The organism is Streptomyces durocortorensis (genome assembly GCF_016901035.1).
Classification (GTDB): Bacteria; Actinomycetota; Actinomycetes; order Streptomycetales; family Streptomycetaceae; genus Streptomyces; species Streptomyces durocortorensis.
The window spans coordinates 1-26,450 of record NZ_JAFEUF010000090.1 but is presented as its reverse complement, the minus strand read 5'-3'; the positions used below and the strand labels follow the sequence as shown (position 1 = coordinate 26,450).

Annotated in this window: 23 protein-coding genes; 12 read left to right on the top strand and 11 right to left on the bottom strand. The window is 72.8% G+C overall.

Translation table 11 applies throughout. The features are described 5' to 3' along the window. The 6 genes from JS521_RS18570 to JS521_RS18545 all read right to left on the bottom strand — a co-directional run. Positions 1–501 (bottom strand): N-formylglutamate amidohydrolase (locus JS521_RS18570; RefSeq protein ID WP_307847911.1); only part of this gene is annotated, 501 nt, incomplete at its 3' end. Positions 502–598: 97 nt separating this feature from the next. Further along, entirely contained in the window at positions 599–1,579 is a 981-nt protein-coding gene (sph, locus tag JS521_RS18565) for a sphingomyelin phosphodiesterase (protein ID WP_205084090.1), read from the bottom strand. Positions 1,580–1,718: 139 nt separating this feature from the next. Continuing rightward, positions 1,719–2,351 carry a class F sortase gene (locus JS521_RS18560; RefSeq protein ID WP_205084089.1) on the bottom strand — a complete coding sequence of 211 codons (633 nt, stop codon included), beginning with the start codon at positions 2,349–2,351 and terminating at the stop codon, positions 1,719–1,721. Positions 2,352–2,444: 93 nt separating this feature from the next. Then, positions 2,445–2,894, bottom strand: a complete 450-nt coding sequence (locus tag JS521_RS18555; protein WP_205084088.1) for a hypothetical protein — start codon at positions 2,892–2,894, stop codon at positions 2,445–2,447. Between the two features lie 104 nt (positions 2,895–2,998). Beyond that, on the bottom strand, positions 2,999–5,092 hold the full coding sequence (locus JS521_RS18550) for a sensor histidine kinase (RefSeq protein WP_372448596.1): 2,094 nt from the start codon (positions 5,090–5,092) through the stop codon (positions 2,999–3,001). Further along, positions 5,085–5,795 carry a response regulator transcription factor gene (locus tag JS521_RS18545; RefSeq protein ID WP_205084092.1) on the bottom strand — a complete coding sequence of 237 codons (711 nt, stop codon included), beginning with the start codon at positions 5,793–5,795 and terminating at the stop codon, positions 5,085–5,087. Before JS521_RS18545 ends, JS521_RS18550 begins: the two co-directional genes overlap by 8 nt. A 303-nt stretch (positions 5,796–6,098) precedes the next feature. On the opposite strand from JS521_RS18545, the gene JS521_RS18540 reads away from it, so the two are divergent. The 11 genes from JS521_RS18540 to JS521_RS18490 all read left to right on the top strand — a co-directional run bounded on the left by JS521_RS18540 (position 6,099) and on the right by JS521_RS18490 (position 19,777). Further along, positions 6,099–7,400 (top strand): cytochrome P450, encoded by a 1,302-nt coding sequence (locus tag JS521_RS18540; RefSeq protein ID WP_205084087.1) that lies wholly within the window; start codon positions 6,099–6,101, stop codon positions 7,398–7,400. Next, positions 7,397–8,650: a cytochrome P450 family protein gene (locus tag JS521_RS18535; RefSeq protein WP_205084086.1), complete on the top strand. Its 1,254-nt coding sequence runs from the start codon at positions 7,397–7,399 to the stop codon at positions 8,648–8,650. The genes JS521_RS18540 and JS521_RS18535 overlap by 4 nt, the downstream gene beginning before the upstream one ends. 33 nt (positions 8,651–8,683) lie before the next feature. Continuing rightward, positions 8,684–9,565 carry an ATP-grasp domain-containing protein gene (locus JS521_RS18530; protein ID WP_239487475.1) on the top strand — a complete coding sequence of 294 codons (882 nt, stop codon included), beginning with the start codon at positions 8,684–8,686 and terminating at the stop codon, positions 9,563–9,565. Between the two features lie 98 nt (positions 9,566–9,663). Further along, entirely contained in the window at positions 9,664–9,957 is a 294-nt protein-coding gene (locus JS521_RS18525; protein ID WP_239487474.1) for an effector-associated domain 2-containing protein, read from the top strand. A 104-nt stretch (positions 9,958–10,061) separates the two neighbouring features. Next, a complete protein-coding gene (locus JS521_RS18520; protein ID WP_239487473.1) occupies positions 10,062–10,253 on the top strand; it encodes a hypothetical protein in 192 nt (63 codons plus the stop codon). A gap of 68 nt (positions 10,254–10,321) precedes the next feature. Further along, positions 10,322–12,205: an HEXXH motif domain-containing protein gene (locus tag JS521_RS18515; protein ID WP_205084085.1), complete on the top strand. Its 1,884-nt coding sequence runs from the start codon at positions 10,322–10,324 to the stop codon at positions 12,203–12,205. Positions 12,206–12,413: 208 nt separating this feature from the next. Continuing rightward, positions 12,414–13,916: an aldehyde dehydrogenase family protein gene (locus JS521_RS18510; RefSeq protein WP_205084084.1), complete on the top strand. Its 1,503-nt coding sequence runs from the start codon at positions 12,414–12,416 to the stop codon at positions 13,914–13,916. Between the two features lie 93 nt (positions 13,917–14,009). Further along, positions 14,010–15,635 carry a GMC family oxidoreductase gene (locus JS521_RS18505; RefSeq protein ID WP_205084083.1) on the top strand — a complete coding sequence of 542 codons (1,626 nt, stop codon included), beginning with the start codon at positions 14,010–14,012 and terminating at the stop codon, positions 15,633–15,635. Further along, positions 15,632–16,816, top strand: a complete 1,185-nt coding sequence (locus tag JS521_RS18500) for a quaternary amine ABC transporter ATP-binding protein (protein ID WP_205084082.1) — start codon at positions 15,632–15,634, stop codon at positions 16,814–16,816. Before JS521_RS18505 ends, JS521_RS18500 begins: the two co-directional genes overlap by 4 nt. After that, the gene (locus JS521_RS18495) at positions 16,816–18,801 is read left to right on the top strand and encodes an ABC transporter permease (RefSeq protein WP_205084081.1); all 1,986 of its coding nucleotides are present in this window, start codon (positions 16,816–16,818) and stop codon (positions 18,799–18,801) included. The genes JS521_RS18500 and JS521_RS18495 overlap by 1 nt, the downstream gene beginning before the upstream one ends. A 1-nt stretch (position 18,802) precedes the next feature. Beyond that, complete coding sequence (locus tag JS521_RS18490) at positions 18,803–19,777, top strand: ABC transporter substrate-binding protein (protein WP_205084080.1); 975 nt, start codon at positions 18,803–18,805, stop codon at positions 19,775–19,777. Positions 19,778–19,873: 96 nt separating this feature from the next. Here the strand turns inward: JS521_RS18490 and JS521_RS18485 are convergent, their stop codons facing one another. Next, positions 19,874–21,241: a cytochrome P450 gene (locus JS521_RS18485; RefSeq protein WP_205084079.1), complete on the bottom strand. Its 1,368-nt coding sequence runs from the start codon at positions 21,239–21,241 to the stop codon at positions 19,874–19,876. A 219-nt stretch (positions 21,242–21,460) separates the two neighbouring features. Here JS521_RS18485 and JS521_RS18480 point away from each other — a divergent pair, with 219 nt between their 5' ends. Continuing rightward, positions 21,461–22,189, top strand: a complete 729-nt coding sequence (locus JS521_RS18480; protein ID WP_205084078.1) for a GNAT family N-acetyltransferase — start codon at positions 21,461–21,463, stop codon at positions 22,187–22,189. On the opposite strand, the gene JS521_RS18475 is transcribed toward JS521_RS18480, so the two are convergent. From JS521_RS18475 to JS521_RS18460, 4 genes are all read right to left on the bottom strand, one after another. After that, positions 22,165–22,629, bottom strand: coding sequence for a hypothetical protein (locus JS521_RS18475; protein WP_205084077.1), 465 nt, complete (start codon positions 22,627–22,629; stop codon positions 22,165–22,167). The genes JS521_RS18480 and JS521_RS18475 overlap by 25 nt on opposite strands. A 59-nt stretch (positions 22,630–22,688) precedes the next feature. Then, a complete protein-coding gene (locus JS521_RS18470; RefSeq protein WP_205084076.1) occupies positions 22,689–24,269 on the bottom strand; it encodes an aspartate:alanine exchanger family transporter in 1,581 nt (526 codons plus the stop codon). A gap of 99 nt (positions 24,270–24,368) precedes the next feature. Beyond that, positions 24,369–25,250, bottom strand: a complete 882-nt coding sequence (locus JS521_RS18465; protein ID WP_205084075.1) for a hypothetical protein — start codon at positions 25,248–25,250, stop codon at positions 24,369–24,371. After that, positions 25,250–26,450: VWA domain-containing protein (locus JS521_RS18460; protein WP_205084074.1), on the bottom strand; the 1,201-nt coding region annotated here is incomplete at its 5' end. The genes JS521_RS18465 and JS521_RS18460, both read right to left, overlap by 1 nt.

Here is a 26,450-nt window from a genome sequence, read left to right as displayed (position 1 = left end):
TGACTTTTGGCACGCTGTTGAGTTCTCAAGGAACGGACGCTTCCTTCGGTCCCGTATCACCGGGGCCCTCCGGGCGCGTCCCGTCATTTTTTCTTGTTTGTGCTGCGGTGTTGGGTTTGCGCCTCTATCAGCCGCGTTCCCCTGTCTGCCTCCCGGGCGGAGCGGGGCGCGGTGGGTGGTGCGGGTGTAGACGGCGCCCATGCCGACGGCGAGCATCTCCTCCCGCTCGTCGGGGAAGCGTTCGGGGTCGACGACCAGCCGGGACAGGTTGTTGACGAAGCGCCACGGGGCGGTCGGTGCGATCTGCGCCGCAGCCGCGGCCAGTTCGGCGGTGTGGGCGTCGGTGATGTGGTCGAGCTCGCGCTCCAGGGCGGCATCGTCCAACGTGATGCCGGCGCGTACGTGTCGGGGGATGTGGCGGGATCCGTGCGGTACGTGGAGGAGGACCGGGGAGTCGGCGGCGCCCGGGGTGAGGGTGAAGGGCTGCTGCGGATCACTCACGGGAACTCCTTCGGTGTGCTTCGTCCGGTCCCGCCCCAGCATTCCGGACCGCCCCCACCGCCTGAAAGCGGAGGGGGCGGCGACGTCCGGCCGTCGGTTACTGGCCGGAGCCGATCACCGGGTAGTGGTCGGAGAGGTTCGTGTACGTGTACTTCTTGCCCCAGCTGGACACCGTCCACGGAGCGCTCTGCTCCTTGATCACGTCGTTCTTCCAGCCCGAAGGCTTGGCGTGGCCCGTGCGGTGCAGGACGTGGTCCAGGTCCTCGCGGGGGTCGTCGGGGTAGCGCTCGGAGGCTATGGAGTTGTCGCGGGTGTCGAAGGAGTACGTGTGGCCCGTCCGGGAGTCCGGGGTGGTCAGGCCGGCGTCGGAGAGGAACGACGCGTACTCCGCCGAGTGTCCGTCGACGTTGAAGTCGCCCGCCACGACGACCTGTTCCGAGGCCGGGATGTTCTTCGCGTCGAGGAACGCGTCCATCTGCTTGAACTGCCGGCTGCGCATCTGCGCCGCCTCGCCGGCCGAGCAGCCGGGGTCGGTCGACTGGGCGTGGGTGCCGACGACATGGACCCGAGCGCCGTTGACGTTCAGCACCGCGTACGCGAAGCCCTTGTTCGAGAACCAGTCGCCACCGCACGCGTCCTTGAAGACGAACTGCTCCTTGCGGACGATCGGCCACTTGCTGAGGATGGTGACGCCCCCGTCCTCCGGCGTCGTGGCCGAGTACGAGCCGCCCGTCGCGTCCCAGCCGCTCTTGCTCCGGCCGACCACCGGGGTCTGGTGCGGGTACTGGGCGGCGGCGTTCCGCAGCAGCGCGTCGGAGGCGCCGTTGTCGAAGGCCTCCTGGATCACCACGACGTCATTGCCCTGGAAGAACGACGTCTTCGGGATTTCGGCCGCCCGGTGGTCCTGGCCCCAGTTGGGGTACAGCGTCTTGCTGAAGAGGAACGCGTTGTACGAAAGCACCTGCAGCGAGGGGGTCTCGGCAGCCGCTGCCTGCGGGGCGTTCGCGGCGAGGGTGGCGGTGGCGAGCGCGGCGGACAGGGTTACGCCGGTCAGGCGGCGGAACGCGGTGTTCGGCACGAGGTCTCCTGTGGTCGAGTGGGGGGGTGTACCGGGCGACCCCCATCCAAGCAGCGCCAGTTACCCACGGGTAGACATCGGGTGGCACGAGTCTGTCCGCTCGGCTGCCATCGGGATCACCGGTCCAGCACGTCGAACCTCAGGCGAGGGCGCCGTACACGATCAGGTTGTCCACCGGGTGGCCCTCCGCGTCGAACTCCCCGTCGCAGGTGATGAGCCGCAGCGTGCTGCCCTTCGTCGGGCCGTAGACCTTCTCGGTGGGGAACGCCTTCTTGCTGACCGCTTCCTTGCCCGTGACCGTGAAGCGCAGGGTTTTCCCCGCGCCGTCGCGGACCAGCACCTCGGCGCCGTCGCGGATGTTCTTGAGGTCGTGGAAGACGGCCCGGCCGAAACGGGTGTCGTTGTGGCCGATCAGGACGGCAGGTCCCGGTGCGCCGGGCGCGGACCCGCCGCGGTACCAGCCCGCCGTCATGCCCTTCTCCGCCGGCGGGACCTCGACCGTGCCGTCCGCGTTGAGGCCCAGCTCCATGAGAGTGCTCCGTACGCCGATGGAAGGGATGGTGACCTCCGTGGGAGCCGACCGCTCCGGATCGTCGGTCCGGGGCGGCGCGGTCGATCCTGAGCCCTCCTCGTCCCGCGCCGACGCGGAGGGTGTGGCGGCGGTCGCCGCGGTGGGCTCGGCGGACGTGCATCCGGCCAGGGCGGCGCAGGCCGCGAGGGCGGTCAGCAGGGCAGCGGTCCGCCGGAAGCGGTGGGGCGTACGGGACGGCACAGAGAGCTCCGGATTCAGGGCGGGGCGGTGAGTGGGTGTGGCGCCGCCCCGGTGCGGGGCGACGCCACAATCAGCGGTAGTGCGTGGTGCGGGTCAGCCGTTGTGGCCGGCCGCCGCCGAGCGGCGGCGCAGCACGAGCGTGCCCGCGCCCGCCAGCAGCGCGGCCCCGGCCACCGAACCGGCCAGCACCGTGGTGCTGTTGTCGCCGCTGCCGGCCGCGCGCTCGCCCGCGGCGACACCGCCGAGTGGGGTGACCGCCGGAGCGGCCTGCTCCGGGGCGGCCTCCTTCGCCGCGGGTGCCGGGCGGTCGCCCGCCGCCACGCCGCCGCGCGGGGTCGCAGCCGGGGCGGCGTCCTTCGGGGCTTCGGACGGGGCCTCCGCGGCGGCCTCGCTCCGCTCCGGGGACGGCGCGGCCGAGGTGGACTCCGACGGCTTCGGGGAGGCGTCGGCGAAGGCGGCTGCGGACGGGACCAGCACCGCGCCGGCCGCGACAGCGGCGAGAACGGCGGCACGCAGGGTGCGGCGAGAGGTGAAAGCGGTCATACGGATGGCTCCATTCCATACTCGGCCCCGTGACGTTCCCGGATGCCGGTTCGCACCGGGGACGGGGCATGCCGCCAGGCTGGCGTGGAGATATGAAGAAGCTGTCAGAACGCTGTGGTCATCCCATCAGGGGCCGGACGGCGGTCTTGATCCGAGGCGCCGGGCAGCCGGAGGGCGAACGTCGACCCCTCGCCCTCGGTGCTCGTCGCCTCCACCGTGCCGCCGTGCGCCTCGACCAGTTTGCGGACGATGGCCAGGCCGAGGCCGCTCCCGCCCGTGCGACGACTGCGGGACTTCTCGGCACGCCAGAACCGGTCGAAGACATGGGGGAGGTCGTCTGCGGGGATACCGGATCCGGTGTCCGTCACCTCGATCACCACCGTCCCGCCGCTCTGCCCGGAGGCGTCCGGCCCCGCGACGTACGCCGTCAACGTCACCCGTCCGCCCTCCGGTGTGTGCCGTACGGCGTTGGACACCAGGTTGCCCACCGCCTGCCGGAGCCGGACCGGGTCCGCGGACAGGGCCGACAGGGCCGACAGGGCCGACGGATCCGGCGCGGTGGTCGCCGCCGCCACCGTGAGCGTGACGCCCGCGTTCTCCGCCCGCGCCTGGTGCGCGGCGGCGACCTGGCTCAGCAGCTCCCGGGCCTCGACGGGTTCCGGGTGCAGGCGCAGCACCCCGGCGTCGGCCGCCGCCAGGTCCTGGAGGTCGTCGATGATGTGCTGGAGCAGCACCGCCTCCTCCAGCAGCGAGGCGACGAACGCCGGGTCGGGGTCGGCCAGTCCGTCCTGGGCGGCCTCCAGCCAGCCCCGGATGTTGCTCAGCGGGGTGCGCAGCTCATGGGCGACGTCGCTCACCATCGCCTTGCGCTGCTCCTCCAGCCGCGCCCGATGGGCCGACATGTCGTTGAACGCCGCGGCCAGCCGCCCCACCTCGTCGTCCCCCGACACGGGTACCGACGCCGACTCCTCCCCGTCCCGCATACGTTGCGCGGCCCCGGTCAGCGCGTGCAGCGGGCGCACCAGCCGGGCTCCCGCGAACACCGACGCGCCCACCGTGAGGGTCAGCACCAGCGCCGCGGCCCCGGCGATCTTCGCCGTGTTTGCCGGGGAGAGGTCGAACCCGGGCAGCGTCGCGCCGCTCTCGTCGCCGATGAAGAGGAGGGCGGGGGAGGCCACGTACGAACTGAGCTGTTCGCTCCGGGCCGTGCCCACACAAGACGCGATGGCCCGGTCGTTCTCCCCGGTTCGCTCCGGCATCTCGACCGACGGTGCGGCCTGCTCCGCCGGGGCGTCGCGCGGCTCGGGCACCGGCCGCGGCACGAGCGCCCCGGGTTCACCCGGCACGGTAACCGAGGCCGGGTCGCCCCAGGACAGGTCGCTGTTCAGCCGTACGCCCTTGCGGCCCTGCCGCTCCAGGCAGGAGTCGGACAGTTCGGTGAGCGCGTCGAGTGCCTTCTGTTCCGAACGGGTGGGCGTGTCGAGGGCCGCGAGATCGCAGCGCGTGCCCAGCGCGCGTTCGGGATCGTTGCCCACGACCTGCACCCGGGGGCGGCCGCTCGTGCCGACCACCACGTCCGAGGCGATCCCCGCCCGGTTCAGGCACTCCACCTTGTCGTCGGCCGTCCGCCGCAGCGCCCGGCTGTCCGCCGCCGACAACCGGAACGGCCCCACCGCCCGGGGATCGATCCGGTCGGCCGCCGTCCCCTGCCCGTCCGTGCCGCGCGCCGCCAGGACGGTGTCCACGGACAACGGGTCGACCACGGCCGACGCCTGCGGCGGGAGCGCCGGGGCGGTCGGCTCGGTGGCGGAGTCCGCGAGCGGCTGCCGGCCCTGCGTGGTCAGGGCGACCCGTCGGCCCGACTCCCGGGCCAGCTCCCGCACCGTCGCACCGACCCCGTCCCAGGTCGGGTTGCGGGCGGCGTACTCCAGCAGGGTGTCGTAGATCCGGGCGTCCGCGGTGAGGTTCTGCCCCTGCTCCTGCTTGATCGCGCCCGAGGTGGTCTGTACGGCGATCCAGGCCGTGGCCGCCACCGAACACGCGGCCACCAGCGCCGAGACGGCGAGCAACCGCCCCAGCAGACTCCGCCGCAACGGCAGCCGTGCTCGATCCGGCCGCCCCGCCGGCAGCCGCGCCCGGTCCGGCGGCCCCTTCCGCCCAGCCTCCCGCCGAGCCCTCTGCCCCCGTGCCCTACGCACGGCGGGCCGCGGCCTTCGCCGGGTCGGTCAGCTTGTAGCCGACGCCGAAGACGGTGAGCAGCCGCTCCGGCCGTCGCGGGGCCCGTTCGATCTTCTTGCGCAGGTTCATGACGTGCACGTCGACGGTCCGGGAGCTGATGTAGCGGTCGAACCCGTGGAGTTCCTCCAGGAGCCGCTGCCGGCTGAACACCCGGTCCGGGCCCGCCGCCAGGGCCGCCAGGATCCGGAACTCGCCCGGGGTGCACTCCACCGCCGCGCCGCCCACCGACACCTCGTGCCGCTCCGGGTCGACCACCAGGGCGCCGACGCGCAGGACCGGGTCCTCGGCCACCGCCTCCGGGGCGGCGGGCCGCCGGGTGCGCCGCAGCAGGGTGCGGACGCGGGCCATCAGCTCGCGCGGGCTGTAGGGCTTGGTCATGTAGTCGTCGGCGCCGAGGTCGAGACCGAGCAGGAGATCGTCCTCGGTCGAACGGGCCGTCAGCATCAGCACCGGCAGCTCGCGGTCCTCGGCCCGCAACACCCGCACCACGTCCAGGCCGTCGGCCCGGGGCATCATCACATCGAGGACGAGCAGGTCGGGTTCCCGGTGCCGGACGGCGTCGAGCACGGCGAGGCCGTCGCCCACGACCCGTACGGCGTGTCCTTCCCGTTCCAGATAGCGGCGTACGAGCTCGGCCTGCTTCTCGTCGTCCTCGGCGACCATGACGTCTGCGCACACGCCCCCGATCGTAGAGCGGCCGGACTGCAGTGCGAGGCCGGGGCGGGTTCCGGAACACGTAAGCCGGAAAGGGAACCGGCGCGATCACCTGCGCGAGGGTGGCCGATCTTGTGATCGAAGATGCGATGACGCCACAGGGGATACGACGGAAAGTCGGCCCGCACCGGTCGGAGTTCGGGCGAAAATGAGCGCGAACAGGGCCCAAGGGTTCACGGAATCTCCTTATAGTGGTGCCGCGTTGATCGTATGGTCGCAACGCGCGAAGTCGCCGCCACTGGAGTCCGTACGATGACGAACCCCTCGTCCGCCACGCCCGCGTCCACGACCGGCGCCGGCGGAGGCTGCCCCCTGGGCGCCGGTACGGGTGCCGTCGCGCTCGGCGGGCCCGGCTTCTCCGCCGAACCGCAGGAGCTCTACCGGTCCATGCGGCGCGATCACGGTCCCGTCGTCCCGGTCGAGCTGCCCGGCGGCGTTCCCGCCTGGCTGGTGATCGGCTACCGGGAACTCCACCAGGTCACCAGCGACGGGGAGTTGTACCCCCGGGACGTCTCCCTGTGGAACCAGTGGGAGAACATCCCCGCCGACTGGCCGCTGCTGCCCATGGTGGGAACCCCGATGCCGTCCGTCTACTTCACCGCCGGGGCCGAGCACCGCCGCCACGTCGACCTGGTCGTCCCCGCCCTCGAAGGGGCCGACCCCTTCGAAATCCGGCAGCACTGCGAGCAGTTGGCCGACCGGCTCATCGACGCCGTGTGCAGCCGGGGAACCGCCGACCTCGTCGCCGAGTTCGCCGAACCGCTGCCCGTCCTCGTGCTCGCCCGGCTCGTCGGCTTCCCCGACGACGAGGGCGCCGACATCGCGCGGGTGCTCAAGGACCTCGCCGACGGCGGGCCCGGCGCGCAGAAGGCGCACCTGCGCTTCGGCGAGCACATGCAGAAGCTCGTCGCCGGCAAGCGGGCCCGGCCCGGCGACGACGTGACCTCGCGGATGCTGGCCCACCCCGAGCCGTTCACCGACGAGGAGTACGCGCTCGACCTGATGGCGATCACGGCCGCCGGGCACCTGACCACCGCCGACTGGATCAGCAACTCCACCCGGCTGATGCTCACCGAGGACCAGTTCGCCGACGCGCTGTCCGGCGGCCGGCACAGTGTCGCCGAGGCCATGAACGAGGTGCTCTGGGAGGACGGCCCCACCCAGATCCTGGCCGGCCGCTGGGCCGCGCGCGACACCCGGCTCGGCGGCCGGGACATCGCCCGCGGCGACCTGCTGCTCCTCGGCCTCGGCGCGGCCAACGCCGACCCCCACATCCGGGAGCAGGTCACCGCCTCCGCCGTCCGCTCCGGGCAGGGCGGCAACAGCGCGCACCTCGCGTTCAGCCACGGCGAGTACCGCTGTCCCTTCCCGGCCCAGGAGATCGCCGAGATCATCGCCCGTACCGGCATCGAGGTGCTGCTGGACCGGCTGCCCGACCTCGAACTGGCCGTCCCCGCAACCGAACTGGTCCGCCGGCCGTCCGCCTTCCTGCGCGGGACGACCGCGCTGCCCGTCCGCTTCACCCCCGTACGCACGACAGGAGACGCGTTGTGAACTGCCCGCACGCCGAAGCCGCACAAGCAGGCCGGAGCGCCGGGGTCATCACCATCGACCCCATGGTCCAGGACCTCGACGGCGAGACCGCACGGCTGCGCGACGCCGGGGTCCTCGCCCGGATCGACCTGCTCGGCGTCCCGGCCTGGACGGTCACCCGGCACGCCGAGGCGCGCCAACTCCTCGTCGACCCCCGGCTGGTGAAGGACCTCGACGCCTGGGGCCTGTGGCAGAGCGGCGTGGTGACACGTGCATGGCCGCTGATCGGCATGATCGACGCCGGGCGCTCCATGTTCACCGTCGACGGGTCCGAACACCGCCGGCTGCGTACCAAGACCTCCCAGGCGCTCACTCCCCGCCGCCTGGAGGCGATCCGCCCGGACATCGAGAAGTTCACCGACGAGCTGCTGGACGCCCTCGACGCCGCACGGGGCGAGGACGGGGTCGTCGACCTCAAGGCGGTGTTCGCCCAGCCGCTGCCGATGAAGGTCGTCGGCATGCTGATGGGCGTCGACGAGTCCCAGCACGCCATGCTCACCCGGCAGTACAAGGCCTTCTTCTCCATGCTCACCCCGCAGGACGAACGCCTGGCGCTGCTCGCCGAGTTGGACGTCTTCTACACCGACCTCGTACGCGAGAGGACCGCCCGCCCCACCGACGACCTCACCAGCGCGCTGATCCTGGCCGAGGAGGGCGGCGAACCGCTCACCGAGGAGGAGGTGGTGGGCAACCTCAAGGCCATGGTCGCCGCCGGGCACGAGACCACCATCGGACTCGTCCTCAACGCTGTACGCGCCCTCCTCTCCCACCCCGACCAGCTGCGCAAGGTGCTCGACGGGGAGGCCGGCTGGGACGCGGTGGTCGAGGAGACGCTGCGCTGGGACACGCCGACGACCCACCTGCTGATGCGGTTCGCCACCGAGGACATAGCCGTCGGCGACGACGTGATCCGCAAGGGCGAGGGGGTCGTCATCTCCTACCGGGCCATCGGCCGGGACGTCGAGCAGCACGGCCCCGACGCCGATGCCTTCGACATCACCCGGCCCACCCGGGGCCGCCACATGACCTTCGGCCACGGCCCGCACATCTGCCCCGGCGCTGCCCTGTCACGCGTCGAGGCGGGCATCGCGCTGCCCGCCCTGTTCGCGCGCTTCCCCGGACTCCGCCTCGCCGTCCCGGACGAGGAGATCACCAAGCTTCCGGTGATGACGCAGAACGACATGGCCGCCTTCCCCGTCCTCCTGGGCTGACGGCGCGACCGGCGAGCGGGGGAGGGGGGCCGTATGACATCCGGACCGGGGTTCCTGCCTGGGTTCCTGGCGCTCGCGCCGCACCGCTCCGGCACGGCCTCCCTCCTGGCCGACGCGGCCCGCCGCCGCGGCATGGAGGTCACCGTGCTGCCCGCCGACGGGGTGCCCGAGCGGTACCGGAAGCGCGAGGACGGGCACTACTACGGCGGCCCGCGCTTCGCCGCCCGGGTCGCCGGTCCGCTCGGCGTGGCGCTCCTGGAGCCGCACGACGGATGGCTGGACGCCCTGCCGCCCGCCTTCACCGGCCGTGACGTCCGCCGGGTGCACCTCTCCGAGGCCCGCCGACGCCCCGGCCCGCTCTTCGTCAAACCGCCCACCGACAAGAGCTTCCCCGCCGCGGTCCACCCGGACGGCTCCAGTCTGCCGCCGCCCCCTCCCGGCTCCGGCGACCCACTCGTCCAGATCAGCGAAGTCGTCACCTGGGAGGACGAGTTCAGGCTCTTCCTGCTCGACGGCGAGATCCGCACCGGGTCGCAATACGCCGTGTACGGGCACCTCGACGCCGCTCCCCTGGCGGGCCACGCCCAGGAGGCCGCCGTACGCGCCTTCGCCCACCGGCTCACCGAGGAGTGCGGCCACACCCTGCCCGGAGCCGTCGTCGTGGACGTCGGGCGGCTGCGCCGGCCCGGCCGCGCCCCCGCATGGGCGGTCGTCGAGGCCAACATGGCCTGGTTCAGCACGGTGTACGCCGCCGACCCCGACCGCGCCCTGGACGTGGTGCTCCGGTCGGCGGGCCCCCTCGGCCGGGTGCCCGAACGGGACCGGGCGTTCCGGCGGGCCCGTCCCCCCCGCGGCCGCTCCCCGAGCCTGAGGCGCAGGTCGAAGCAGAAGTCGAAGCGGAGGTCGAAAGGGTGAGGCGGGGCCGGGCAAGATCCTGGTTGCCGAAGATTCAACCGTAGTAACTTCGCGTCCAGCCATGTGAGTTGGACCGACTCGGCGGGGGATGGTCGGCGATGAACCCTGTCCCGCACGAGCGCCCGGGACCGGACCTGGTGCAGACCCTGGTCGATGCGCTGACCCTGCTCGACTGCGTCAGGGACCGCGGCCAGCGGTACGAGTTCGTCGCCACGGTGGCGTACCGGCTCGACATCGAACTGACCTACCCGGACAGCACCCCCCGCATCGACATGATGCATGTGGTCCGCAAGATGATCCATCGGCCCGACGGCCCCGAAGCGCTGGTCTACGCGGCCGAACTGGAGGAAGCCCTGAGGGAGTTCCTGGCCGAGAACCGACCGGCTCCCTGATCGCATGGCGTGATCGCACGGGTTTCCGGAAGGCAACCCATTCGTCATGATGGGAAGGGGCGGGTGGCATCGTGTGCCGCCGGATCGAAAAGGGGGAACAGGCCTTGCAGCAGACGCCATCGGTCGGTGATCCGGCCGACTATCTGGAGTCCGATGTCACGGACCTCGCGGAGGTAGGCGTCGCCGACGTGCGCGATCTCGTTCCCGCGCCCCGACAGCGTCTGCTGGAAGAGATCCGAAGAGCGCGCACCAGCACGCTGTCCAACGACGGCCCGCCCAACGCTCGCGCCGACTGAGCGCTGCGCGGTCCTCCCGACGAGCGGGATCCCCCGGGCCGCGTCGGGAACACGACAGAGGAGAGCGGGTGCACGCACCCCTACGGATGCCCGGCCACTGGTTCGACGAACTGGCCACGGGCGGCGGGTCGGTGGAGGCCGTCGGCTTCCTCGCGCAGGGCGAGCGGTCCCGGCGCCTCCTCCTGATCGGGGAGCTGCTGAGCCGGCTGGAGGAGCGGCCCGCCCTGCTCGGCCCCGCCGACCTCGGCACCATCTGGCGGACCGTCGAAGAGGCCGAGGCGCGGAAGCCGGGCTGCGCCGAGGAGTTGCTGATCGGCCCGCAGGTGGGCAGTTGGCTCGCCCACGCCCTGCGCCGCCTGCACGGCACCTCCGCCGGCCCGCCGCTCTGGGTGGACACCGGGCACCTGGCCGCCGTCGCCCTGGTGGCCGCGCTGCGGGCCGGGACGGCCGCCGACCTCGTGGTGCCCGCCAGGGAAGGCGCGGTGGCCCTGCCGACGCTCGGCCTCGCCCGGTTGCCGGGCATCCCGCTGCTGGGCTTCCAGCCGCTCCACGCGCGCGTACGGGAAGGGGAGTTGCTCCTCGCCCCGACCGTACGGGGCACGGGCGCGACCACCCTGACCCTGCGCCCGCTCACCGCACCGCAGAGTGCCGTGTGGTGGCCGATGCACCGGCTGCCGGTCGGGCGGGGCGGGCCCGAGGTCGCCCTCGACGACACCGCCCCCTACCGCGACCTCGACCGGCCGATCCCGCCCCGCCGGCTCACGCCACGCGAACTCGCCACCTGGCAGAGCCTGTTCGCCGAAGCGGTCACGCTGCTCGACCCGGCCCCCGCCCCAGTCTCGGCCGAGCGTGCCGCCTCCGCCGAGCGTGCTGCCCCTGCCTCCGCCGCGCGTACCGACTCCGGCCCGGGCACGCTCCGCGTCGAGGAGGTCAGACGCATCGTGCCCTGGCCCGGACGGTTGTCGAACGGCCCCGTCGAGGGGCTCAGCGCCTCCACCGCGGACGCGTTCGGCTCCATGGTGGTGGCGGAGCCGCCGAGCGGCGCCGCGCTCGCCGAGGCGATGGTCCACGAGTTCCAGCACAGCAAGCTCGGTGCGCTGCTCCACCTCTTCACCCTGCTCGACGACGACCGTACGGAGGAGCACTACGCCCCGTGGCGTCCGGACCCGCGCCATCTGCCGGGGCTGCTCCACGGTGCGTACGCCTTCGTCGGCGTCGCCGGATTCTGGCGGAACCGGATCGGGGACCGGGCGGCGGACCCGCTGGACCTGGCACCGTTCCGGTTCGCGCTCCGCCGCCTCCAGACCCGTACGGTCCTGCGGACCCTGGCGACCCGCGCCGCGCTCACCGGACCCGGCCGCCGGCTGGTCGCCGGACTCACCCGCACCGTCGACGGCTGGCTGCGCGAACCGGTGGACGGGCGGGCCGTGGCGCTGGCCCGTGCGGCGGCGGCCGGCCACCGGACCGAGTGGCGGCTGCGTCATCTGCGGTGCGCGGAGGAGGAGCGCGCCGGGCTGGCGGCCGCGGTGCGCTCCGGCGGCCCGTTCCCGCCCGTCCGGCCGCCCCTGCTCGTCCCGGTCGCGGAACGCGCCCGCTGGCAGGACGCGCGTGGCGCGCTCTACCTCCGCCCCGACCTCGTGGCGGCCCAGGGGCCGGACGCGGTTTCCGGCGCGGACCGCCCGGTGGCCGAGCCGTGCCACGCCGACGTACTGCTGCTCCGCGGGGAGGCCGCGGCGGCCCGGGAGGCGTACCGGGAGCGCTGGTCGGACATGCCGGGGGGCGGGAACCCGCAGGCGCTGGCGGGCTGGCTGCTGGCGCACATCGCGCTCCACCCCGGCCACCGGCGGCTCCTCGCCCGCCCGGAGCGGTTCGCCGCCGCCGTCGCGGGGGAGGGCCCGGAGGTGTGGGAGCACGCCGCACAGAGGCTGGCGGCCCCGCGACCGCGCGCCTGACCAGCACCGGGCCGCCCTTTCCGGGGCCCGGGAACGCCCCGCCGGGCCCGCCGCGCGTGAGGCGCATCACTCTGCGTGAAATTCTCGGCATACATTCTGCGGGATGGGGGAGGGGTCCAGGCCGCTGGTGCGCCATACCTCGGCCCGCCATGCGTACGCCCCGGCCGAACCGGAGGGGGCATTTCAGGCACGGAAGGCGAAAAACGACATGTCGGCGCTCAACACCATCCACATCGACGGCACCTGGCGGGCCGCCGGATCAGGCGCGACGCGCGAGGTCCTGGACCCCGCCGACGCCACGGTCCTGGCCGTCGTCGCGGAGGGCGGGGCCGAGGATGCCGACGCGGCGATCGCGGCGGCGCGCCGCGCCTTCGACGACGGCCCCTGGCCGCACAAGCCCGTCGCCGAGCGGGCCGGGCTGCTGCGCCGGGTCGCCGAGCTGCTCCAGCGGGACCGCGAGGAGATCGCGATCACCGAGAGCCGCGACACCGGCAAGACCCTGGAGGAGGGCCGCGTCGACGTCGACGACGTCACCAACGCCTTCCGCTACTTCGCCGACCTCGTGATGAACGAGAGCGGCGGCCGGGTCGTCGACGCGGGCGACCCCGACGTCCACAGCATCGTCGTGCACGAGCCCGTCGGCGTCTGCGCCCTCATCGCGCCCTGGAACTACCCCCTCCTCCAGGCCAGCTGGAAGATCGCCCCGGCCCTCGCCGCCGGCAACACCTTCGTGCTCAAGCCCAGCGAGGTCACCCCGCTCTCCACCGTCCACCTGATCAAGCTGCTCGCCGAGGCCGGGCTCCCCGACGGGGCCGCCAACCTCGTCACCGGCGCGGGCGACCCGGTGGGCGCCCGGTTCTCCGAGCACCCGGACGTCGACCTGGTCTCCTTCACCGGCGGCCTCGCCAGCGGTACGAAGGTGGCCCAGGCGGCCGCGCCGACCGTGAAGAAGGTCGCCCTGGAGCTCGGCGGCAAGAACCCCAACGTGGTCTTCGCGGATGCCTGCGCCACCGAGGAGGGCTTCGACACCGCCGTGGACCAGGCGCTGAACGCCGCGTTCTTCCACAGCGGCCAGGTCTGCTCCGCCGGCGCCCGCCTGATCGTCCAGGACTCCGTCAGCGAGCGGTTCGTCACCGAGCTGGCCCGCCGAGCCGACGCCATCCGCCTCGGCCGGGGCACCCTCGACGGCGTCGAGTGCGGCCCCCTCGTCTCCGCCCAGCAGCTCGCCAAGGTCGAGGCGTACGTCGCCTCCGCCCGCGAGGAGGGCGCGATCGTCCGGGCCGGCGGCGAGCGCCCGGAGCCGAACGACGTACGGCCCGAGGGCGGCTACTTCTACCGGCCGACCGTCCTCGACGGCTGCCACCGGGAGATGAAGGTGGTCCGCGAGGAGACCTTCGGCCCGATTCTCACCGTCGAGACCTTCCGTACCGAGGAAGAGGCCATCACGCTGGCCAACGACACCGACTACGGCCTCGCGGGCGCGGTCTGGACGACCGACGCCGGCCGGGCCCGCCGGGTCGCCGGACGGCTGCGCCACGGCACCGTCTGGATCAACGACTACCACCCCTACCTCCCGCAGGCCGAGTGGGGCGGCTTCGGGAAGTCCGGCACGGGACGTGAGCTCGGCCCCACCGGTCTCGCCGAGTACCGCGAGTCCAAGCACATCTACCAGAACCTGAACCCGCGCCCCCAGCGCTGGTTCGCCGGCTGACGCCTGCGGGGGCCGAGCCGTAACCGCCCGGCCCCGCCCGGCTGTTCGCAGCACCACGTACACGCACGAACCTTGCAGAAGGAGCAGTGACCGATGCCTTCCACCCCCCGCAGCACCGCCGTCCCCGACCCCGAAGGACCCGTGGCCGACTACGTGATCGTCGGCGGCGGCACCGCCGGATCGGTCATCGCCTCCCGGCTCACCGAGGACCCGGACGTCACCGTCACGGTCATCGAGGGCGGCCCCACCGACATCGACCGCGACGACGTGCTCACGCTGCGCCGCTGGCTCGGCCTCCTCGGCGGCGACCTCGACTACGACTACCCCACCACCGAACAGCCACGCGGCAACAGCCACATCCGGCACAGCCGCGCCCGGGTGCTGGGCGGCTGCTCCTCGCACAACACCCTCATCAGCTTCAAGCCGCTCCCCGGCGACTGGGACGAGTGGGCCGAGGCGGGCGCCGAGGGCTGGGACGCCGCCGCGATGGACCCGTACTTCGCCAAGCTGCGCAACAACATCGTCCCGGTCGACGAGAAGGACCGCAACGCCATCGCCCGCGACTTCGTCGACGCCGCCCAGGAGGCGGCCGGAGTCCCGCGCGTGGACAGCTTCAACAGCAAGCCGTTCCACGAGGGCGTCGGCTTCTTCGACCTCGCCTACCACCCCGAGAACAACAAGCGCTCCTCCGCCTCGGTGGCCTACCTCCACCCGCACATCGAGGCCGGCGACCGCCCGAACCTCCGCATCCTGCTGGAGACGTGGGCGTACCGCCTGGAGTTCGACGGCACCCGCGCCACTGGCGTACACGTCCGTACGAAGGACGGCGAGGAGATCCTCCTGCGCGCCGCCCGTGAGGTCATCGTCTGCGCGGGCGCGGTGGACACGCCCCGGCTGCTGATGCACTCCGGGATCGGTCCCCGCGAGGACCTGACCGCGCTGGGCATCGACGTCCGCCACGACCTCCCGGGCGTCGGCGAGAACCTGCTCGACCACCCCGAGTCCGTCATCGTCTGGGAGACCGACGGGCCCATCCCGGAGAACTCCGCGATGGACTCCGACGCGGGACTCTTCGTCCGCCGCGACCCCGGATCCCGGGGCCCGGACCTGATGTTCCACTTCTACCAGATCCCGTTCACCGACAACCCTGAGCGGCTCGGCTACGAGAAGCCCGAGCACGGGGTGTCGATGACCCCGAACATCCCCAAGCCGCGCAGCCGGGGCCGCCTCTACCTCACGAGCGCCGACCCCGAGGTCAAGCCGGCCCTGGACTTCCGGTACTTCACCGACGAGGACGACCACGACGGCCGCACCCTGGTCGACGGCATCAAGCTCGCCCGCGAGATCGCGGCCACCGAGCCGCTCGCCCACTGGCTGAAGCGCGAGGTGTGCCCCGGCCCCGAGGTCACATCGGACGAGGACATCAGCGAGTACGCCCGCAAGGTCGCGCACACCGTCTACCACCCGGCGGGCACCTGCAAGATGGGCGCGGACGACGACCAGCAGGCCGTCGTGGACCCGCAGTTGCGCATCCGCGGCCTTCAGGGCATCCGGATCGCCGACGCGTCCGTCTTCCCGACGATGCCCGCCGTCAACCCGATGATCGGGGTCCTCATGGTCGGCGAGAAGTGCGCCGAACTCCTCGCGGACCAGGCGCGTGACACCGCGCCGGCCGCCGGAACCAGCACCAGCACCAGCACCGGAGGCGATGTCCGATGACCGGAACCGAGACTCTCAAGGCCGCCGAGCCCGCCCCGAACACCGGGGCCGTCGCGACCGACGAGAACGCCGTGTTCTCCGTACGCAACCTCTGGAAGGTCTTCGGCCCCAAGGCCGACCGCATCCCCGGCAGCGAGCACGCCTCGCTCCCGCCCGCCGAACTGCGCGAGGCCACCGGCTGCACCGCCGCCGTCCGCGATGTCTCCTTCGACGTCCGCAAGGGCGAGGTCTTCGTCGTCATGGGCCTGTCGGGCTCCGGCAAGTCGACCCTCGTACGCTGTCTGACCCGGCTGATCGAGCCGACCAGCGGCACCCTCGCCATCGACGGCGAGGACGTCCTCGCGATGGACCGCTCCCGGCTGCGCGAACTGCGCCGCCACCGCGCCGCGATGGTCTTCCAGCACTTCGGACTCCTGCCGCACCGCACGGTGTTGGACAACGTCGCCTACGGCCTGGAGATCCAGGGCCTCAGCAAGGCCGAACGCCGTGCCAAGGCAGCCGAGTTGGTGGCGAAGGTCGGTCTGGCCGGCCTGGAGGATCGCCGCCCGTCCCAGCTCTCCGGCGGCCAGCAGCAGCGCGTCGGCCTCGCCCGCGCACTCGCCGTCGACCCGTCCGTCCTCCTCTTCGACGAGCCGTTCAGCGCGCTGGACCCGCTGATCCGCCGCGAGATGCAGGACGAGGTGGTCCGACTGCACCGTGAGGAGGGCCGCACCATGGTCTTCATCACCCACGACCTCAGCGAGGCGCTCCGCCTGGGCACCCGGATCGCGCTCATGCGCGACGGCGGCATCGTCCAGCTCGGCACCCCCGAGGAGATCGTCGGCTCGCCCGCGGACGACTACGTCCGCGAGTTCGTCCGCGACGTGCCGCGCGAGCAGGTCCTCACCGTCGCCACCGCCATGCGGCCCGCGCTCGCCGGGGAGAGCGAACGCGGCCCGGCGGTACGCCCCGACGCCACCGTGTCCGAGGCCATCGAGGCGGTCTCCCGCTCCGGCGACCCCGCCGCCCGGGTGATGGACGGCGGCCGGCTCGTCGGCGTCGTCGACCACGCGTGCCTGCTCGACGTCGTCGCCGGAACCTCCGGACCCGGCGCAGCGGCCACGCCCGCGTCGACCGCCTCCACGTCCGGGGCCACCGGAGCCCCCGACGCACCGGACGGCTCCCGCGAGGTGACCGCCTGATGGCCACCGCACAGGCCACCCCGGCCCGCCCCACCGGCGCGGGCGCGAACCGGGGGCCGCTGGCCGCCCTCCGTGACCGCCCCGCCGCCGCGAAGCTCCTGCTGCTCGCGCTCGTCGCCGTCGTCGTCGTGCCCCTCGTGCACGGCCGCTGGGGCGGCGGGATCTGGCCCGACGCGCTGACCGCCGACCTCTCCGCCCCGCTCGGCGAGGTCACGGACTGGATCGTCTCCAACCGCGACAGCCACCCGCTGTTCCTCTACTTCTTCGGCCACATCAGCAACGCCGTCGTCCTCTCCGTACGCGGCGTCTACCTGATCCTCCTGGCGCTCGGCTGGGCCGGCGTCACCGTGTTCGCCGCCGCCGTCGCCTGGCGCGTCGCGGGGATCCGGCTCGCCCTCACCGCAGGTGTGTCGTTCCTGCTCTGCGGGCTGCTCGGCATGTGGGTGCCGACCATGCAGACGCTCGCGCTGATGGTCGTCGCCGTCCTCGCCTCCGTCGTTCTGGGGCTGCTCCTGGGCCTCGCGGCCGGACTCTCGGACCGCGTGTTCCGCATCCTGCGCCCGGTGCTCGACACCATGCAGGTGCTGCCCGCCTTCGCCTATCTGCTCCCGGTGGTACTGGTCTTCGGCATCGGCGTCCCCGGAGCGGTCCTCGCCACCGTCGTGTACGCGGCCCCGCCGATGGCCCGGCTCACCGCGCTCGGCCTGCGCGGCGCGGACGGCGGCGTCATGGAGGCCGTCACCTCGCTCGGTGCGACCGGACGCCAGCGACTGCTGAGCGCCCGGCTCCCGCTGGCCCGCAAGGAACTCCTCCTCGGCCTCAACCAGACCATCATGATGGCCCTCTCCATGGCCGTCATCGCCTCCGTGATCGGCGCGGGCGGCCTCGGCGACCGCGTCTACCAGGCGCTGTCCTCCGTGGACGTCGGCGCCGCGCTCGCCGCAGGCATCCCGATCGTGCTGCTGGCCGTCGTGCTCGACCGTACGACCGAGGCGGCGGGCCGCCGTATCGGCGCCGAACCGACCGGCCCGGCCCTGCTGCGCGGTTGGCGCGGCTGGTCCCTGGCCGCCGTGATCACCGCGGCCGTCGCCGTCGTCGGACGGGCCACGGACGGCCAGGTCTGGCCCGACGACATGACCGTGGCCATCGCCGGACCGGTCAACACCGCCAAGGACTGGATGGTCGACCACCTCTACACCGGGGTACCGGTCGTCGGCGGCACCGCCGACCTCGCCTCCCACTTCACCAGCGGCGTCCTCAACCCGCTGCGCAGCGGCCTCACCGGCCTGCCCTGGTGGTCGGTGCTGCTGATCGTCGCCGCCCTCGCCTGGACCATCGGCACCTGGCGCACCGCCGCCACCGCCGTCCTCGCCATGGCCGCGATCGGCGTACTCGGTGTGTGGGAGCCCTCGATGGATACCCTCAGCCAGGTGCTCGCCGCCGTCGCGGTCACCCTGGTCATCGGCTTCGGCGTCGCCATTGGCGCGGCCCGCAGTGAACGCTTGGAGCGCCTGCTGCGCCCGGTGCTGGACGTCTTCCAGACCATGCCGCAGTTCGTCTACCTGATCCCCGTCGTCGCCCTCTTCGGCGTCGGCCGCGCCCCCGCCGCCGCCGCCGCGGTCGTCTACGCGCTGCCCGCCGTCATCCGCATCACCACCCAGGGGCTGCGGGGCGTCGACCCGGCGGCGATGGAGTGCGCCCGCTCGCTCGGCGCGACCCCGGGCCAGCAACTGCGCCAGGTCCAGATCCCGCTGGCCAGGCCCTCCCTGCTGCTCGCCGTCAACCAGGCGGTCGTGCTGGTCCTCGCCGTCGTCATCATCGGCGGACTCGTCGGCTCCGGCGCCCTCGGTTACGAGGTCGTCCTCGGCCTCGCCCAGGGCGACCTGGCCACCGGACTCGTCGCCGGAGCGGCGATCGTCTGCCTCGGCCTGATGCTCGACCGGGTCACCCAGCCCACCACCCGCCGCCAGCGACAGGAGAGCTGAGATGAACCGCTCCCGTACGCGCCTGATCACGGCGCTGTCGTCGGCCGCCGCCCTGCTCGCCACGTCGGGCTGCGGCGCCGCCGACATGACCAAGCAGGCCTCCCCGTTCGCGGCCCCCGCAGGGGTCAAGACGGTGACGCTCTCCGTCCAGTCCTGGGTCGGCGCGCAGGCGAACGTCGCCGTGGCCGAGCAGCTCCTCAAGGAGGAGCTCGGCTACCGCGTCGACCTCGTCCAGACCGACGAGGTCCCCGCCTGGGACGCCCTCAGCCAGGGCCGCGTCGACGCGATCCTGGAGGACTGGGGCCACCCGGACCAGGAGAAGCTGTACATCGACGAGAAGAAGACCATCGTCCGGGGCGGCGACCTCGGCGTCACCGGCCACATCGGCTGGTACGTCCCCAAATACTGGGCCGACAAGAACCCCGACGTCACCGACTGGAAGAACCTCAACAAGTACGCGGACGAGCTGAAGACCGCCGAGAGCGGCGGCAAGGGCCAGCTGATGGACGGCTCGCCGTCCTACGTCACCAACGACGTGGCCCTGGTGAAGAACCTGGACCTGGACTACAAGGTGGTCTTCGCCGGCTCCGAGGCGGCCCAGATCACCCAGATCCAGCAGTTCGCCAAGGAGAAGAAGCCCTTCCTCAGCTACTGGTACCAGCCGCAGTGGCTGTTCAACGAGGTGCCGATGGTCGAGGTGAAGCTCCCCGAGTACACGGACGAGTGCGCCGCGAAGGACCCGGCGGACATCGACTGCGCGTACCCGACGACGCCGTTGCAGAAGTTCCTCAACGCCGACTTCGCCGAGCGCGGCGGGGACGCGTCCGCGTTCCTGAAGAAGTTCCACTGGTCGGAGAAGGACCAGAACGAGGTGTCCGAGATGATCGCCTCGCAGAAGCTGACTCCCCAGGAGGCGGCGAAGCGCTGGATCGAGCGCCACCCGGACGTCTGGAAGAAGTGGCTGCCGAAGAACTGACGCTGTCCGGCGCCCGGTTCCTCGAAACGGAGCCGGGCGCCGACCGCTGTGCGCCCGGCGCCCGTATCCCTTCCCCAGGGACCGGGCGCCGTCCCGTCACCGTGCCCGGACCGTCGCCGTGACGTCCCGGTCCGGCTGGAGGGTCAGGCCCGTCACCGGCGTGATCTCGCTCTGGTCGACGTCCAGGGTGAAGCGGCGGGCCAGCACGGCCAGCAGGAGGACGGCCTCCACCATCGCGAAGCGCGTACCGATGCAGACCCGGGGTCCGCCGCCGAACGGGAACCACGCGTACTCCGCGATCTCGTCGCCGCCCTCCGCGTCCCAGCGCTCGGGGCGGAACTCCTCCGGTTCCGGGAACCACCGCGCGTCCCGCTGCGTGGCCCACTGGCTGCTCCACACCCGGGTGCCCTCCTCGATCGGCAGCCCCCCGATCACCGCCCCTTCCTTGGCGACCCCGGTGATCAGCCAGACCGCCGGGTACAGCCGCAGGGTCTCCTTCACCACGGCCTGGGTGTACGTCAGTCGGGCGTAGTCCTCGAAGCCGGGCTCCCGGTCGCCGAGCACCCGGTCCAGCTCCTCGGCGAGCGCGTCGCGCACCCGGGGGTTGCGGGCGAGCAGATACCACGCCCACACCAGCGTCGTACTCGTCGTCTCATGACCGCCTATGTACAGCGTGACCGTCTCGTCGCGTATCTCGTCGTCGCTGAGGTGCGTCCCGCTCTCGTCGACGGCGGTGAGCAACCGGCTGAGCAGATCCGGGCGTTCCTCCTCCCCGTCCCGGTGCCGGGCGACGACCCGGCCCACCTCGGCGTCGATGACGGCGGCGGCCTTCTTGATGCGTGCGCGGCCGGGTGTCGGCACCCAGTCGGGGAGCAGCGCGCCGATCCCGGCGAACTCCTTGCCGATCTCCATCTGCGCGACGTCCATCGCCCGGCCCATCGCCTCGGAGTCCGCCGGGGTGTCCACCCCGAAGATCGTGCGCACCGCGATCTTCTGGGTCAGCGCGGCCATCTCCTGCTTGACGTCGACGCGTTGGCCGTCCGACCACCGGTCCGCCAGCTCCACCGCGCAGTCGGCCATCGTGGCCGCGTACGACTTCACCTGCTTGGGCCGCACCGAGGGCTGCACCAGCGACCGCTTGCGCCGCCAGTCCCGGCCGCGCGCCACGATCATCCCGTTGCCCAGCACCGTGCGGAACGCGATGCCGAGCTTCGGCTGGTCGAAGGTGTGCTCCGTCTCGGTCAGCAACTCGCCTATGCAGTCGGGGTCGGCGAGGAAGACGCACCGGTTGCGGCCGAACCGCCAGCGCACCATGTCCCCGTGCCCACGCAGGAGTTCGAAGAAGGCCAGCGGGTTCTTCCCGAACTGCGGCAGATTCCCCACGAGCGGCAGCCCTTTGGGCCCCGGCGTGAACGCGTGGTCGCGGGGCCGGGTGTCGTGCGCCGGACCGGTCTGGGTGGACATCGAGGAACTCCGCTCCCTGGGCGCGCCACTGCCGGCGCGCGACCGTTCGATCCCCATCGAACAGGACGAGGGCGGCACTCCACCAGGGCGTCGACAGGGCGTGGCCGGAAACCGTCATGAGCCCTGTGGAGCAAGCGAGCTGTCGAGCGTATTCGGAGGGCCCCACGGATTCGAACGCATGGTGCGGTGAGAGTTTCACGGGCGTGCGAAAATCCCGCCATGCCGACCGCCCAGCTGATCTCCCGTGCCCGTGCGCTGTGGCGGGAGCTGTCCGCCGAACCGGCCGCCGCCTTCGGAACTCCCGGTCACCCGGCGGTGTTCGTCGCACCGGAGTCGTCGCTGGCCCCGCCGTCCTGGGTGGGCGTGGTGGCCGTCGGGGACTCCGCGCTGATCACCGCGCCCACCGACCGGTCCGCCGATTCCGTACGGTCCGCGCTCGACGGCCTGACCACGGACGGGCTCACCGACCCCGCCACCGTCGCCGGACTGCTGCCGGTGGCCGACACGCTCGGCCCCGCCGTCCTCGGCTACCTGGCCCCGGACGACCTACGCCCCGTCGCGACGGCCGCGGCGGACCCGGTCGGGAGCCTGACTCCGGGAGACCCCGCCCTGCGCTCGCTGTTGGCGGAGGCGGGACAGTCGGACGCGGGCGAGAGCGGTCTCGCGGACGTCACCTCACCGGTGTTCGTCGTACGGAAGGGCCCGGAGGTGCTCGCCGCCGCCGGTTACGAGCGCTGGCCGCGCGACACCGCCCACCTCTGCGTGCTGACCGCGCCGGACGCACGGGGCAGGGGCCTGGCCCGACAGGTGGCGCACGCGGCGACCGCGCACGCCCTCACCGCCGGGCTGCTGCCGCAGTGGCGGGCCCGGCCAACCGCCTCCCGCCGGGTCGCGCAGGCGCTGGGCTACCGGGAAGCGGGCCGTCAGCTGAGCGTACGGCTGTCCTGAGCGCGCTCTGCCGCATCCGCTTCGGCGTCCGCTCCCGCCGCGTGCCCGCTGCCGGGCCGGGGCACGACGACGATCTGGACGTCGTCCTCGTACACGATCCTGCCGGGGTCCGCGGACTCCAGCCGCGCGCACGGCACCCCGTGCGCGGCCAGCAGTGCGAGGTAGCCCGGGATCCGGTCCAGCAGATGGGTCGCGGTCGCCTTGAACCAGGCGACCGCACCCGGGTTCACGGCGGGGTCGTACACCGCCGGGTCGACCCGCGAGGGGTCGGTGTACGCGGCGTCGTACCAGTCGTTCCCCGCTCGCCAGAATCGGCGCTGCTCCTCGGTGAGACGGTCCTCCCGGGCCAGGCCGTTGGCCAGCGCGAAGATCCCGGGGAAGTGTCCCCGAGGGCTGCGCTCGGTGCTCTGGAACCGCACGTACGTCGTCGCCTCGCCCATCCCGTTGCCTTTCGCCGCAGCCGCCGGTGAAGGGGTCAGCCTAGGGGGTGTCCCGTCGATCAGAGGCCGACGATCAGCTGGATGCAGACGATCTTGACCAGGATGGCGAGCGCGAAGAGCGTCGAGTAGCCGTTGTTGATCCGGCTGTCGCTCGCCCGGCTGTTGGCGTACGCCACGATCGCCGGGTTGCCGACATAGCCCGACAGCAGTCCCATCGTCCGCTCCCGGCTCTGCCCCAGCGCCTTCGCGACCAGCACCATCAGGGTGTAGCTGACCACCGCGCCGATCGCCAGCACCGCCGCCAGCTTCAGCCCGAACAGCGAGAAGGCGTTCTCCCGGAACGAGTAGCCCGAGGTGAGCCCCACGACGGCGAGGAAGAGCAGCAGCCCGATCTGGCGCAGGGTCAGGTTGGCCCGGGTCGGCAGGGTCCAGACGAGGGGGCCGGTGCGCCGGAGCCGGCCGAGGAGCATGCCCATCACCAGCGGGCCGGCCCCGGTGCCCAGGGCGAGCGTGGCGGAACCCAGGGTGAGGGAGGGGATGCCGATGAGGAAGCCCAGAGTGAGCCCCAGGCCCAGGCTGACCGCGCTGACCTCGCTCACCTTCGCCTCGGTGTCCCCGAGGTACGTGGTGACCTCGCTCGTCCGCTCGCGCGGCATCACCACCCGCACCCGGTCGTCGAGCTGGAGCAGCAGATCGTCGTGGGCGAGCATGTCGAAGTCGCCGCGCCGCACCCGGCTGACGAGAGCCCCGTACTTCTCGCCGAGCCCGAGCTCGGCGACGGTGTGCCCGGCCAGCTCCGGGTTGGTGAGCAGGACCCGCCGGTAGTCCACCGTGCTGCGGTCGTCCAGCAGATGGCGCGGGGCGAGAGCCCCGAGCGCGTCGGTCGCAGCCCGTACGTCGTCCTCGCCGCCGACCAGGACGACCAGGTCGCCGGGGGAGAGGCGGTCCAGTTGCCGGGCGACGCGGGTGGCGGCGCCGGCCGGGCGGTACTCGCTGGCCAGCACCCGGTGCGTGGCGACGCCCGGCACATCCGCCCAGCGCATGTCCCGGGCCGCCTCGACCGTACGGGTGACGAGCGTGGACGGCAGTCCCGAGTCGGGGTCGCGGCGGGCGGTCCAGCGGCGGCGGGCCGCGATCGCCGAGATGAACATGATCGTGATGACGACGGCGAGCGGGTAGCCGATGGCGTACCCCACGGCGGGCTGCGTCGGATCCTCGGAGGCGTCCTGGGCGGCGGCGAGGCCCGGGGTGGTGGTCCCGATGCCGGCGTAGCCGCCCGCGAGGAACGGCCCGTCGATGCCGAACCCGCTGTGTCCGACGAAGCCGACCACGGCCGCGGTGACGGCCAGGGCCACCACGGCACCGGCCATCACCGGGAGCTGGCCGCGCAGTTCACGGAAGAACGCGGGGCCCGACTCCAGGCCGACGGTGTACACGTACAGCGCCAGGCCCAGCGCCGAGACCCCGGCGGGCACGGCGGCGGCGATGTCCTCGTCCAGCGCCCCGACGAAGAGGCCGACGAACAGCACCCCGGCCGCGCCGAGCCGGACCGGGCCGAAGCGCACCAGGCCGAGCAGCGAGCCGACCGTGATGACGGCGAAGACCGCCACCCACGGGTTGTCCGCGAAGAACTGCCACACCGGCCGTGCCTCCCCGACCTCGAAGATCCCGCCCTTGTCGGGGGCCAGGATCTTCGAGGCCGGGGGAGGCCGCCACTCGGGGAGCGGCCGGTGGGACGGTCAGACGCCGGGCGGAACGTGGGACGGCCGGCCCCGGCCCCGGGTCAGCGAGTAGCCGAACACGGCCGCCAGCGCGGCGAGCACGCCACCGCCCACGGTCCACAGCCAGCGGTCGGTCCACCAGCCAGAGGCCCAGCCGTCCTCGGGCTCGCCGGTGGCGACGGTCCGGGGCGCGGCCGAAGGACCCCCGTCATCAGCCTCGCCCGTCTCGCCCGTCTCGTTCGTCGAGGCGACCGAGACGCCGGGGACCAACGGCTCCGAGAGCGTGCCGTCCCCGTCGTGGGATCCGCCTACCTCCTTGGTGCTCGTCCTCACCTGGACGCCGACCGGCAGCCCCAAGTCGGCGGCGGGCAGGTCCACCACCGCGAGGCGGATGTAGTAGCTCCCCGGCAACGGGTCGTTCGCCCACGGCTCGGACCAGGACCGCACCGGCCGCAGTACGCATGACAGCTCGACGGTGGCCGCGTCGGCCGCCGCCTTCCTGGTCTGGTGCCCGTACATGCAGGCCTGGCGGCGGCGCAGCCCGTCGTACACGTCGACCTGCCAGGTGGACGTACCGCGCCGGGCGGCGCTCTCGGGCAGCTTGACCGTGGCCCGGACGGTGGGCCGCTGACCGGCGTCGGCCGGGAACACCCAGTACAGGTAGTCGCCGGCGGAGGCCTGGGCGATGCCGGACTGGCCTTGCTTCAGGGCGGTCGCCGTACGGAACGTGGTGCCGGCCTCCGTGGGCCCGGCCTCGTCCCCGGCCGGGCTCGCGCTCGCGGACGGGTCGTCCGCCACCGCCGGTGAAGCCGTGGTGAGGAGGGTCAGCCCGGCGAGCAGCGTTCCGGTGAGGGCGCGTCGTATGCCACGGGTGCGGCGAGGGCGAGGGGTCGTACGCATCAGTTGGTCCTCCAGACGGCGACGCGCCAGCGTGAGATCCAGCCGGTCAGCAGGCCCGCGACCAGTCCGGTCAGGACGAGCACGCCGAGCAGCCACCAGCCGCGGCCGAGCCCGAAGGCGGCCACGTCCGAGGCGTTGTCCGGGCCGTCCACCAGATCCACGGTCAGCTCGACCGGCAGGCCCGGGGACTTCTTCACCGAGGCGGGCGCGGAGAAGGAGTGGGCGAGCTGGAGGCAGACGGTCTCGGCAGCGGGCTTGCCGTCGCCGTCGTCACCGTCGCCCGCCTCGGGCTTCGGATAGCGCAGCCCGGACGAGATCACATCGGTCCGGCCGGTCCCGGCTTCGGAACCCCGGACGATCTCGCGTCCGTGCGCGGTCACCGCGCGCAGCAGGACCCCGTAGTCGTCGTCCACGGCACGGTCGGCCGCGACGCTCGCCGAGGCGCGCAGCTCCTGACCGGGCAGCACGTCGACGCGGTACCAGCGGTGCTGGGCGATCTCCGCCCGGTCGGTGTAGAGACCCGGCTTCAACTCGGGTGCGCCGGAACAGCTTCCGGCCCCCTCAGTCGCCACCGGAGTGACGACGGGCTCGGCGGCCCGGTCCACCAACTGCTTGACGCGGCCGGAGAGTTCTTCCTTGTGCTGGACGGCGGTGTACGTCCCGCCGGTGGCCTCAGCGATACAGGTCAGCTGCTGGCGGATCTTGGCGTTGGGCACCAGACCCAGCGTGTCCACGACCAGGTGGGTGCCGCGTGCGGCGATCTCCCGGGCCACCTCGCACGGGTCGAGCGGCCCGCAGGTGTCCTCCCCGTCCGTGATGAGCACGATCCGCCGCGAACCGTCCCCGCCCTCCAGATCGTCGGCCGCGCCGAGCAGGGCCGGGCCGATCGGAGTGAAGCCGGTGGGGGCGAGCGTGGCGACCGCGGTCTTGGCCTCCGTACGGTCCAGCGGGCCGACCGGGTAGAGCTGCCGGGTGTCCTTGCAGCCGACCTTGCGGTCCTCGCCCGGATAGTCCGCACCGAGCGTCCGGATGCCGAGCTGCACCTGCTCGGGCACCGCGTCCAGCACGTCGTTGAACGCCTGCTTCGCGGCGACCATCCGGGACTGGCCGTCGATGTCCCGGGTGCGCATGGAACCGCTGACGTCGAGCACCAGCTCGACCTTGGGGGAGGGGGCGGCGGGGGCTTCGTCGTGCGCGTGC